General features: G+C 69.4%; 5 protein-coding genes and 1 pseudogene. 3 read left to right on the forward strand and 3 right to left on the reverse strand.

Annotated features, from left to right (window positions below):
* A pseudogene (locus GT354_RS43720) lies at positions 1–378 on the reverse strand (hypothetical protein); the annotation flags it as partial.
* Between the two features lie 605 nt (positions 379–983).
* Positions 984–2,042, reverse strand: a complete 1,059-nt coding sequence (locus GT354_RS43725) for an O-antigen ligase family protein (RefSeq protein ID WP_161362650.1) — start codon at positions 2,040–2,042, stop codon at positions 984–986.
* Positions 2,043–2,108: 66 nt separating this feature from the next.
* Between GT354_RS43725 and GT354_RS43730 the strand changes: the two genes are divergently transcribed.
* A complete protein-coding gene (locus GT354_RS43730) occupies positions 2,109–2,711 on the forward strand; it encodes a NeuD/PglB/VioB family sugar acetyltransferase (protein ID WP_202512953.1) in 603 nt (200 codons plus the stop codon).
* Positions 2,712–3,051: 340 nt separating this feature from the next.
* Here the strand turns inward: GT354_RS43730 and GT354_RS43735 are convergent, their stop codons facing one another.
* Complete coding sequence (locus GT354_RS43735) at positions 3,052–3,996, reverse strand: NAD-dependent epimerase/dehydratase family protein (RefSeq protein WP_161362651.1); 945 nt, start codon at positions 3,994–3,996, stop codon at positions 3,052–3,054.
* Positions 3,997–4,221: 225 nt separating this feature from the next.
* Between GT354_RS43735 and GT354_RS43740 the strand changes: the two genes are divergently transcribed.
* The gene (locus GT354_RS43740; RefSeq protein ID WP_237536042.1) at positions 4,222–7,455 is read left to right on the forward strand and encodes a N,N-dimethylformamidase beta subunit family domain-containing protein; all 3,234 of its coding nucleotides are present in this window, start codon (positions 4,222–4,224) and stop codon (positions 7,453–7,455) included.
* A gap of 283 nt (positions 7,456–7,738) precedes the next feature.
* Positions 7,739–12,430, forward strand: a complete 4,692-nt coding sequence (locus GT354_RS43745) for a DUF4082 domain-containing protein (RefSeq protein ID WP_161362654.1) — start codon at positions 7,739–7,741, stop codon at positions 12,428–12,430.
* Positions 12,431–13,105: the final 675 nt, after the last annotated feature.

Genomic DNA, 13,105 nt, shown 5'->3' on the forward strand with positions numbered 1-13,105 from the left:
CGGCCGGGCGCCCACCGACCGCGCCGCCGCCCACGCCCGCGCCGCGACGTCGTACGTGCGCGGCTCACCGATCCGCCGCGCCAACAGCGCAACACCCCGCCGATCCCGCCACCACGTGGCGAACGGCGCGGCAAACGCCCACGCGGTCATCGTCACCTGGCGCCACAGCCCACGGAAGAGGCCACGAGAGCCGCTGCGCCGGGCGAGCACGCGCAGGACCACCACGACGATCACGACGAGTTCGAGCAGCGCGATCCACGCCACGCCCCGGGTGCCGCTCCAGAAGTCCCCGCTCAAGGGATTCGCTGCGGTTGTGATGGTGATCGTGCCTCCCGCGCAGAACAGGCGATACCCGGGTCGTCGGAGATCGAGGTGCATTCAAGCAGTCACACAAGCGGCGGGAAAAGAGGGTGTGCATAAAATCTCGATACACCCGGCCGAGCGCCGTGTTCGTGGCCCGAACACGGCATGCCGAGAAAAGCGACGACCCCGGTCCGGCCGTACGCCTACCACCGCGGGCATGCCGAATCGTCCGGTCGACCCGCCCCCGTGAGCCGGTGACCTGCAAGAATAAACACTCGGCGAGGGTCAGCACCCACCTGCGCCGCAACGACCCCCGGGTCCGCCCCGGCCTTTCGTTTCCGCTCTCTGGAAAATCCCGCAACGAACTCGAAACGGGATTCCGGCAATCCTGCACGCGAATCGACAAACCTGTGAATCGGCGTGACATTCCCCTTGCCCGGGAAATATGTGCGCCCGTGTGGTGGCGATTCCACAAAGTAGAGGGCGCGTCGGCCCGACGGTGCGAATCTGAGCATCATCTGAGGTTTCCGGCCCAGACCCCGGACAAAAGCCGTGGCCTGCGGAAAAGCCCCGCCAGCGGGCAAGAGCGACATCGACCGCCGCTCGGGGCCACACCCGCGACCGCCGCCGGACTGCCTTCGTTCCCCACCGCAAGCCGCCCAGCGGACGCTGCCCCAGCCCTACAGCACCCCGCGCTCGATCCGCGCCCGCAGGTCCGCGTCCGGCATCGCCGTCGCCGACCCCAGCAACAAGCCGACCGCCACCAGCACCACCGGGAACTCCGCGACGTAGTCCATCGACGCCTGCACCATGAACGCCGTGAACGTCACCGCGCCCACCGCGACCACCGGCGCCGGCTGCGGCGAGCGCCACAACCGCAGATACACCCACCCCACCACCGCGACCAGACACAGCGCCCCGGGAACACCCTGCTCGGCGCCCTGCCGCAGCCACATCGAATGCGCGGACCGCACGTCCGCGTCCGAGCGCGCGGTCGCGCTGTGCGTCGTGAACGTTCCCGGACCCGTGCCGCGCACGGGGAAACGCTCCGTCAGATGCACCGCGTCCGACCACAGTCGGACTCGACGCTCGGTCAGACCCGCCTGCGCGGACCCGCCCAGGCCACCTTCGGCGCGGGGCCCCAACGTCCCGAGTACCACCGTCCCGAGCACCACGCCCGCGAGACACACCGCCGACACCACCACCACGCTGCCCCTGCGGTACACCCCGGCCGACATGAGCGCCGTCGACAACACCACCAACGCGCCCACCGCCGCCGCGACCGACCGCGTCGCGAACGCCGCGAGCACCAACAGGCCCGCCAACACCAACACTTCACCCCGACGCCGATCGGACGCCACGAGCAGCGCGGCCAGACACGCCCCGCCCACCGCCAACGCCACCAAGGCACCGTTCGCGTTCCCGTAGTCCAACGGCGGACCCGCGGCCGATCCGTTCAACGCCCCCGGCCACGACACGAGTGCCGCCACCACCCCGCCGGTGACCACCGCGGGCACCGCGACGCCCGACTTCGCGCCGACCACCCGTCCCACGACGTACGCACCCGCCACCGTCAACAGCGCGAGCAGATACACCTCCGGTTCCCCCGGTCGGTTCGCCCCCGCGACCAACCCCCACATCGCCGCGGCCGCCACCAGCGCCGTACCCAACAGGTCAAGTCGGGACAGGTGTCGCGCGGAACCGCGAACCCGGTGCTCCCCTTCTCGGTCACCACTCACCCGAAAATCCGATCCCGAGCCGTATCGTCCGCCGCCGAGGCCGCGGGCGCTGCCAAGATTGTTCGCATGCCGCTCTACATCTGCGGGGCCGGCGGCGTCGGCCGCGAAGCCCTCGACGCCGCGCTCGCCGCCGCCCTCGACGTCACCGCGTTCCTCGACGACGCCCGCGCGGGCGAGAAGGTGCGCGGCCTGCCCGTGTTGCGCCCCGCCGACGTGCACGCGGGCGACTACCTCGTCGGCATCGCCGCCCCCACCGCCCGCGCCCGCCTGTCACGCATCCTCGACGACCTCGGCCTGCGGGCCGTCACCCTCGTCCACCCGCGCGCGGTGATCTCGCCCGAGACCACGCTCGCCGAAGGCAGCCTGATCCAGGCCAACGCGCACGTGTCCAGCAGCGTCACCGTCGGCCCACACGTCCAGGTCCACTACAACGCCACCATCGGACACGACACCCGCCTGGACGCCCGGGTGAGCGTGTACCCGGGCGCCAACGTCTCCGGCAACGTCCACCTGTGCGCGGACGCCACCGTCGGCAGCGGCGCGATCGTCCTCCAGGGACTGACCGTCGGCCCGGGCGCGTTCGTGGGCGCGGGGGCCGTGGTCACGCGCGACGTACCCGCGGACACCACAGTGGTGGGATCGCCCGCCCGCCCACTGCGCCGCGACTGAACCCGCCCCGAACCCGAACCGCCCAGCCACGCAGCACGGAGCCCTTCACGACGGAGCCACGCACGACGGAGCCCCGCACCGCCGACCCCCGCACGACCGTGCCACGCACCGCCGAGCCGCGCACGACCAGGCACCGTACGACCGTGCCTCGTACCGCCGAGCCGCGCACGACCAGGCCATGCAACGCCCGGCCCCGCACCACCGAGCCCCGCACGACCGTGCCCCGCATCGCCCGGCCGGGCGCAGCCACGCCGCGCACCGCCGACCCCCGCACGACCAAGTCGCGTACCGCCAACCCCCGTACCACCAACCCGCACCCCGCCAAGGCGTGCTGCACCGCTCAGCCGCCCGCCGCGACGCGCGAGCGGAACCATGCCACGGTCTGCGCGAGCCCGTCGCGCAACTCGACCGGCTCCGCCGTCGGGAACAGCGCCCGCAGCCGCGACCCGTCAGCCTGCGAGTCGCGCACGTCGCCTGCGCGCGGCTGCACGTGCTCGACCTCCACCGGGTGCCCGAGCACGTCCGCGAGCAACTCGATCAGCGCGTTGAGCGACGTACGCGAACCGAACGCCAGGTTGATCGGGATGTCCGAGACCACCCGCCGCAGGACCGCGTCGGTGAGCACCGCGCACACGCTGCCGATGTTGGTGAAGTCGCGGGTCTGCTCGCCGTCGCCCTGAACCGACAACGGGCGCCCGGCCAACGCGGCGTCCACGAACCGCGGGATCACCGCGGCATACGCGTGATCGGCCGGCTGTCCCGGCCCGAACACGTTGAAGAACCGAAACGGCAACACCGGCAGCCCGTAGCAGTTGCCGTACGCGATCAGATAGGACTCGGTCGCCAACTTGGCAACCGCATAAGGGCTCAGCGGCGCCGTACGCATGTCCTCACGCTTGGGCAGCTCGCGGTTGGCGCCGTACACCGACGACGAGGACGCCGCCACGACGTGGATGCCGCCGGCCCGGCGCGCCGCCTCCAGTACCTCCAGGGTCCCCGTCGCGTTCGCGTGGTGGCTGGCCAGCGGCGCCTCCACCGAGCGCGGCACCGACGGCAGCGCGGCCAGGTGTACGACCGCCTCCGCGCCCGCGAACGCCTCGTCGAGCAACTCGGGTTCCAGGATGGACCCCTGATGGAACGTCACCTTGAGGCCGTCGAGACTCGCGAGCGAGCCCGTGGACAGGTCGTCCACCACGTGCACGTCGCGCACCACGTCGTGGTCCCGAAGTGCCGCGGCCAGATTCGACCCGATGAAACCGGCGCCGCCGGTGATCACAATCTTCACAAGTCCCCCCGCAACGTCGCGTGTTCGAGACCGGACGGTCGATCCGAGCTCCCCCAAGCCCCGACCGAGGCCAACCCACGCCCGGCTCCCGCACTGTACCCACGGGCCGCCTAACGAGAGGGCAAAACCCGGACAACAGACCGGCACATGCGCCACACTTTCCCCTATCTCGGGCCCGGGATATCGCTCAGGGCACCGGAGTTGGGGTGGGGGACACTCATGATCATGCCCAGGTTGCGGCTGCGCAGAGCAACGATACCGACGCTGCTGGGGTTGCTGCTCGCACTGACGATCGCGGCACCGAACGCGCCGAGAGCCTCGGCCGGTCCGTGTGACGCGCCCGTCGCGAACGCGATCACGTGCGAGAACAGCAAAGCCGGGAATCCGCGCAGCGAATGGGACGTGAGCGGCGCCGGCAGCAGCTCGATCCAGGGCTTCTCCACCGACATCAGCGTCAACGCGGGCTCGCCGATCACGTTCAGGATCGACACCACCGCGAGCGCGTACCGGATCGACATCTACCGACTCGGTTGGTACAACAACAGCGGCGCGCGCAAGGTGTACACGATCCCGGCCTCGGCCACGACCGCTCGGCAGCAATCGAACTGCGACACCGACAACCTCACCACCGGGCTGATCGACTGCTCGAACTGGACGAACTCCGCGACGTGGTCGGTGCCTTCGGACGCGGTGTCGGGCTACTACATCGCCAAACCCACCCGCACCGACGGGACGTCGGGAGCGAGCCAGATCCCGTTCGTGGTCCGCAACGACGCGTCGCACTCGGCCTTGTTCGTGCAGGCGTCCGACACCACGTGGCAGGCGTACAACGAGTACGGCGGTAACAGTCTCTACGAGGGTCAACCGGTCGGTCGGGCGTACAAGGTCAGCTACAACCGGCCTTTCACCACGCGCGGCGACAACCCCGAGGACTCGCTGTTCAACGCCGAGTTCGCAATGCTGCGCTTCCTGGAACGCAACGGCTACGACGTCAGCTACACCACCGGCGTGGACAGCGACCGTCGAGGCCAACTCATCAAGAATCACAAGGCTTTCGTCTCCGTCGGCCACGACGAGTACTGGTCCGCGGGCCAACGCGCCAACGTCGAGGCCGCCCGCGACGCCGGCGTCAACCTCGCGTTCTTCTCCGGCAACGAGGTCTTCTGGAAGACCCGCTGGGAGAACGGCGGGATCAACGGCAACGGCCCCGACCACCGCAATCTCGTCGCCTACAAGGACACCCACGCCAACTCCTCGATCGACCCGCTCGGCCCCTCGACATGGACCGGCACCTGGCGCGACCCGCGCTTCTCGCCGCCCGGTGACGGCGGCCGACCCGAAAACGCGCTCACCGGAACGATCTTCACGGTCAACTGCTGCGTCACCGACATGACCGCCAACGGCGCGGACGGCCGGCTGCGACTGTGGCGCAACACCCGCCTGGCCACGCTGGGCCTCACCGCCCAGACGACTCTCGGAAGCGGAACCCTCGGCTACGAATGGGACTCCGACCTCGACAACGGGGCCCGGCCCGCCGGGCTCATCCGGATGTCCACCACGGTCAAATCCGGGATGTCGGTGATCCAGGACTACGGATCGACCTACGCCACCGGCACCGCCAACCACAGCCTGACCCTGTACCGAGCGCCCAGCGGCGCACTCGTCTTCGGCGCCGGCACCGTGCAGTGGGCCTGGGGCCTGGACGTATACCGAGTCGGCGCCAACGGCACCGTCGACACCGCGATGCAGCAGGCGACGATCAACCTGTTCGCCGACATGGGGGTGCAGCCCGCGACGCTGATGAGCGGCATGGTCGCGCCGGTCCAGAGCACCGACACCACCGCGCCCGCGTCGACGATCACCGCGCCCACCAACGGCGGCAGCCTGCCCGCGAACGCCAACGTCACGGTGACCGGCACCGCGACCGACACCGGCGGCAAGGTCGGCGGTGTCGAGGTCTCCGTCGACAACGGCGCGACCTGGCACCCCGCCACCACCGGCCGGGAAAGCTGGACCTACGTCTTCACCACCGGCGCCGGCGGCTCGACCACCATCAAGACCCGCGCCACCGACGACAGCGCCCGTACCGAGACCCCGTCCGCCGGGGTCACCGTGACCATCGGCGGCCCGCCGCAGCCGGTCGTGTGCCCGTGCACGCTGTGGACCCCGACCGACCAGCCGTCCGCAGGGCCCGACCCCGACACCGTCTCCACCGAACTGGGCGTCAAGTTCCAGGCCGACCGTGCCGGGTTCGTCACCGGCATCCGGTTCTGGAAGGACGCGAGCAACACCGGTACGCACACCGGGACTTTGTGGTCCTCGTCCGGCGGACAGGCACTCGCCACCGCCACCTTCGGCAACGAAACCGCGTCCGGATGGCAGGAGGTGACGTTCGGTCAGCCCGTGCCGGTCACCGCCGGCACCACCTACGTCGCGTCCTACCAGGCGCCGAACGGTCGATACCCCGCCGACCAGGGCGGCCTGACGACCGCTCACATCCGCGGCCCGCTCACCGCGCTCGCCAGTGGCCCCGCCGGCGGCAACGGCGTCTACCGCTACGGCACCGGCTTCCCCGACCAGTCCTGGAACGACTCCAACTTCTGGGTCGACGCCGTCTTCACCACCACCGGCGGCACCCCGACCGGGACCCCGCCCGTGGTCACCTCGATGCAGCCCGGATTCGACGCCACGAACGTCGCGGTCGGCGCCAACCTCACCGCGACCTTCAACGAGCCCGTCCAACCCGCGACCATCGCGTGGTCGGTCACCGCACCCGGCACCGGCCCGGTCGCCGGCACCGCGACCTACAACGCGACCACCAAGGTCGCCACCTTCGACCCGACCACCGACCTGGCCGCAGGCACGCTCCACACGGTCACCGTCACCGGCGCCAAGGACACCGAAGGCACCCCGATGGCGCCCAAGACGTGGTCCTTCACCACCGCGGGCGGCACACCACCGCCCGCGTGCAGCCCGAACTGCACCATCTGGCCCGCGACCGCAACCCCGGCGGTGCCCGCCGACACCGACAACGGCGGCGTCGAACTCGGCGTCAAGTTCACCAGCACGGTCCCGGGCAGCATCAGCGCCATCCGCTTCTACAAGGGACCGGGCAACACCGGCGCGCACACCGGCACCATCTGGAACTCCGTCGGCGCACCGATCGCCACCGCCAACTTCGGCGCCGAAACCGCGTCCGGCTGGCAGACCGCGACCCTCGTCAACCCACTGCCGATCACCGCCGGCACCACCTACACGGCCTCGTACTACGCCCCCGCCGGGCACTACTCGTACACCGAAGGCGGCCTGACCGCCCAAGCCGGCACCGGCCCGATCAAGGCCCTGGCCTCGGGACCCGCCGGCGGCAACGGCGTGTACACGTACGGCGCGAGCGGCTATCCCACCAGCACGTGGAACGACAGCAACTACTGGGTGGACGTGGTCTTCGCCGCGAACTGACCACACCACGCGCCGGATCGCACCACGGCCCAGCCGCATCACGACCCCACAACGCCCCGACGCACACGCCCCGACCCCACAACGCCCCGACGCACGACGCCACAAGCCCACCGCACCACGGGCCGCCGCACCCCCGACCGCCGCACCCCCGACCGACGGACCAACCGAGCCCCCACACCACGGCACACGCACGAAGCGCGTCCCGCCCTTGAGGAGCAACGAGTCGATGAAGGCTGCCCACACGCCGAGACGAACGGCCCCCGGACCACACCGAGGGGCCTGGGTGAGCATCGCGTTCGCCGCGATCGGCGCACTCCTGATCACGCTGTTCGCACCGATCACGCCCGCCCGGGCCGTGCCGTGCAACCCGTGCTCGCTGTTCGGCGGCGCCACCCCGAGCGGTGCCGTCACCGACACCGACGCGGTCCCCGTCGAGGTGGGTGTGCGCTTCAAGCCCGACACCAACGGCACCATCACCCAGATCAAGTTCTGGAAGGACGCCGCCAACACCGGCACCCACACCGGGACCATCTGGGACACCACCACCGGCAGTTCGACCTCGATCAATTTCCAGAGCGAGAGCGCCTCCGGCTGGCAGACCGCGAACTTCGCGACCCCGATCGCGGTCACCGCGGGCACCACCTACATCGCGTCCTACATCGCGCCCGGCGGCCGATACACCGTCACCGAGAACTTCTTCGCCAACGACTACACCGTCGAGCAACTCGTCGCGCCGGCCACCAACGGCACCCAGGGCAACGGCGTCTACTCGTACAACCCCGGCGGCGGCATGCCCACCGACTCCTACCAGGCCGGCAACTACTGGGTCGACGTGTCCTTCGTCCCCGGCGCCGACACCGTGCCGCCCAGCGTGGTGACGACCGTCCCGGCCAACCAGGCCACCGGCGTCGCGACCGCGGCCGTACTGTCCGCCACCTTCAACGAACCCGTCCAACCGGCCACCGTGCAATGGAGCGTCACCAAGACCGGCGGCCCCGCCGTCACCGGCACCACCGCCTACAGCGGCAACACCGCGACCTTCCAACCCACCACCCCGCTCGCCGTCTCCACCGGCTACACCGTCACCGTCACCGGCGCCAAGGACGGCGCCGGCAACACGATGACCACCAAATCGTGGTCCTTCACCACCGGCACGGGCACCACGACATCGGTCGAGACCAGCATCTGGACCGGCCCGGTCAGCCCGGACACCCCCGGCCAGACCGACACCAACAGCGTCGAGGTCGGCGTCAAGTTCCGCACCACCACCGACGGCCGGATCGAGTCGATCAAGTTCTGGAAGCTCGCGGGCAGCACCGGCCCCTACGCGGTGAGCCTGTGGGACAAGAACACCCAGACCCGCCTCGCCACCGTCGCCAACGTGACCCGCACCGGCAGCGGTTGGCAGACCGTCGACCTGGCCACCCCGATCACCGTGCACGCCGGCGTCACCTACGTCGCCTCCTACTTCGCACCCAACGGCGACTACGCGTCCAACTCCGGCTCGTTCTCCAGCGCCGTCGGCAACACCCTGATCACCGCCCTCGCCGACGGCGTCGACGGCGGCAACGGCGTGTACAAGTACAACGCCGGCAGCGCCTACCCCACCGACAGTTGGAACGGCAGCAACTACTGGGTCGACGTCGTCTTCAGCACCAACGCCGAGGACACCGTCGCCCCCGCCGTCACCAACCAGACGCCGATGCCGGGCGCCAACGGCGTACTGTCCGGCATCCAACCCTCGGCGACCTTCAGCGAACCGCTCAAGCCCACCGGCATCGGCTTCACACTCAAGCGCAACGGCGTCGTGGTCCCGGGCGAACTCGAACTCGACAACCCGACGAGCCCCACCCAACTCACCCTCAAACCCGACGCCGAACTCGCCTACGGCACGCCCTACACGCTCAGCCTGACCGGGATAAAGGACACCTCCGGCAACCCGATGGCCGACGCCACCTGGACCTTCACCACCGGCCAGGCCCCGCCGACCCCACCCTGCGACGCGCCCAACACCGGCCCGATCCTGGTGATCAAGGCCGACTCCAATCCGTACAGCTGCTACTACACCGAGATCCTGCGCGCCGAGGGCCTCAACTCCTTCGCGGTCAAGGACGCGAGCGCGGTCAATCCCACCGTCCTCGGCGGCTACACCACCGTCGTCCTGGGCGACTTCGCCCCCTCCGCGCAACTGGTCACCGACCTCACCACGTGGGTCAACGGCGGCGGCAACCTGATCGCGATGCACCCGCGCGCGGCCCTCGCCGGCCTGCTCGGCCTGGGCACGTCCGGCGGCTTCCAGGCCAACCAATACCTCAAGGTCGACTCCGGCACCGCGCCCGGCGCGGGCATCTACAGCCAGACGAGCATGCAGTACCACGGCCCCGCCGACGTATGGACCATCCCCGGCGGCACCGGCACGGTCCGCGTCGCCGACCTGTACACGCGCACCGGCACCACCACCCTCGGCCCGGCCGTCACCACCCGCACCGTGGGCAGCGGCACCGCGTCCGCGTTCACCTACGACCTCGCCCGCTCGATCGTGCAGACCCGCCAGGGCAACCCCGCCCAGGCCGGCGTCGAGAGCGACAACTTCTCCGACAGCGGCGGCCCGCTCATGCGCGCCGACGACATGTTCTATCCCGACTGGGTCGACCTCAGCCGCGTCCAGGTCCCCCAGGCCGACGAACAGCAGCGCCTGTTCGCCAACCTGATCGAGATCGGCAACCGCGCCAAGGCCCCGATCCCGCGCACGTGGTACCTCCCCGGCAACGCCTCGACACCCGCGCCCGACCTGAACAAGGTCGTCCTGGTCTCCACCGGCGACAACCACGGCCAAAGCCTCAGCGACATGCAGGGCCGCGTCACCCGCTACAACAACAACAGCTCCGACCCGGCCTGCTCCAGTCCCATCGCCGCACTGCGCGACGCCGCGGTCAGGAACTGGAAGTGCATGCGCGGCACGATCTACGTATGGGGCCCCGGCCCCCAAGGCACCCAGGCGCCATCGGTCGCCAACGTCCAGAACTGGACCGCGCAGGGCTTCGAGATCGCCCGCCACGTCGACGAGAACGGCAACTGCCCGCAACTGCGCGCCGGCGCGTCGCAGACGGACATCAACGCCGCGCTCGGCTCGGTGTACGAGAACAGCCTCGACGACTTCGACCGCTACGCCCCGCTCAAGGCGACCACCAACCGGACCCACTGCCTGACCTGGCCGGACTGGAGCTCCAACGCCTCGATCGCCCGAGCAAAGGGAATCCGGCTCGACACGAACTACTACTACATGCCGGACTACTGGAAGAACACGTGGGGCGGCCCGCTCATGAAGGCGGCGCCCGGATTCTTCACCGGTTCCGGATTCCCGATGCGATTCGCGGATTCCTCCGGACAGATGATCGATATCTACCAGGGCACGACGCAGATCAACGACGAGTTCCAACAGGTCTATCCCGACACGTTCGACCAACTCGTCACGCGAGCGAACGTCGACGGCTTCTACGGCGCGTTCGTGATGAACAACCACACGGACTCCAGCAACGCCAACGGCGGCATCGGCAACGTCGGCCAGCTCGACATCGAACAGGCCCTCATCGACTCGGCCAAGGCCAAGAACGTCCCCGTCGTCTCGGCCAAGCAACTGCTCGACTGGACCGACGCCCGCAACGCGTCGACCATCACCGGCCTCAACCGGGTCGGCAACAGCGTCACGTTCACGGTCAACCAGAACGCGAACGCGGCCAACCTGATGACAATGCTCCCGACCACGGGCTCCGGCGGCACCACGCTCACCGCGCTCTCCCGCGGCGGCAGTACGGTCACCTTCGCGAAGCAGACGATCAAGGGCATCGAGTACGCCGTCTTCGACGGGACCTCCGGCGCGTACACGGCGACCTACGCCGCACCGCTCGCCCCCGCGATCACCGAGGCCAAGGCCGCCCCGGCCCCCGACGGCTCGGGCACGCTGACCTGGAAGACCGACGTCCCGTCGACGACCGAGATGGAACTGGGCACCAAGGCCGACCAGCTCCCGATCACCCAGAAGAGCGTCGAGACCGCCGGCGACCACAAGGTGAGCCTGGGCGCGCTCAAGCCCGACACCACCTACTACTACCGACTCACCTCGGTGAACGCGAAGGGCGAGCGCGCCACGTGGCCCGCCCCGAACGCCAAGCCCGCCGAATTCCGCACCCCCAAGGCCGACCGCAAGCCTCCGGTGGTCAGCGGCGTCTCGGTCAAGACCTGGCCGGACGGCAGCGCCGACATCACCTGGAAGACCGACAAGCCCGCGACGACGTCGGTACTCGTGGGCGACAACCCGACATCGGTGCGCCCGGCGTACACGGATGCCAAGCAACTCACCACCGACCACCACGCCAAGCTCGGTCACCTCGGCGCCGGCAAGACCTATGCCTTCCGGCTCGTGGGCGTGGACGCGGCCGGCAACGAGGGCACGTGGCAGGGCGACCCCGGCCGCAAGAGCAACCCGGCCCGCCTGGCGATGCCCAAGCCGGGCGTCGCGGAGGTGGGAGCCTTCGGCTTCACCAACGGCAACGTATCGGGCGGCGCGATCCGCAAGACCCAGCCGGACGCGTTGACGTTGGACCCGGCCGCCGCGGCCGGGCGCAGCGGTAGGTACGAGTCCAAGCCCTTGGATGCGGGGCAGATGGTGACGTGGCTCAAGGCCGACTGGCAGGCGGAGGTTCCCAGAGGGACGGCGCTGCGTGTGTGGGTACGCACGGGCACGACCGCCACACCGGACGCGAGCTGGACTCAGTGGAGGGAACTCGCCAAGCCGGGAGACACGGTGGGAGGCGCGTCGCGCTTCATCCAATACCGGGTCGAACTCACCGGTGACGGCACCGCGCTGCCGACGCTGAAGGGGATCGGCTTCACCCACGACGGCCAGGTCGCGACCACGGCGCCGGTGACCGAAGCAGGACCGGGGGCCGACACCAACCCGAAGAAGCTCAGGTGACCACCTGAGCGAGGGCTTCCGGAGGGCCCCCGGAGGGGCTCACGGAGGGGCCGCCGGCTGTGCCCGGAGCGCGATTTTGCGCTCCGGGCACAGCCGTGTACTGTTGCGAAGTCCGCCGGGCAGGCGCGCAAATCCAAGATCACCGATTAGGTGATTCGGAATGCGCTCCGCTAGATTCTGCGGGCACCGCCCAAAAGCCTAGTGAATGTGAATTCACGACGCCCGAAGCGGAGGGCAAAGCAAGCCGCAAGGACTGCTAAGCTCGAAGAGCCGGAAGCCGAAGAAGCGAAAGCTTCGAGGCGGAAAGCGAAGGACGCGAAGCGGGTCGGAAGATCTGCTAGAGTCCGGGAGGCGGAAAACGCGGAAACGCGGTGGACGCCGAAAGCGAGGAAAGCGAAGCGGCCGAAACGGTGTGCTAAGCTGGAGACGCGAAAGCGAAACAAAAGAAACACAGCAAGACGGCAACACGGTAGGACAGAAAAACAAAAGCAGTAAAAATGAACGAGTAAACGCCCGGAGGGCGCGGTTGATTCCGCACCGAAGGAAGCGTCCGTTCCTTGAGAACTCAACAGCGTGCCAAAAGTCAACGCCAAAGAAACACCCCCGGCGCTCGAGACACCCACTGTTCGGTGGGTCGTGGAGAGTGTTGGTGGTTCCTTTGAAGAAAATCCTGGG

Origin of the sequence: Streptomyces sp. SID3343, from assembly GCF_009865215.1 — a bacterium.
GTDB lineage: Bacteria > Actinomycetota > Actinomycetes > Streptomycetales > Streptomycetaceae > Embleya.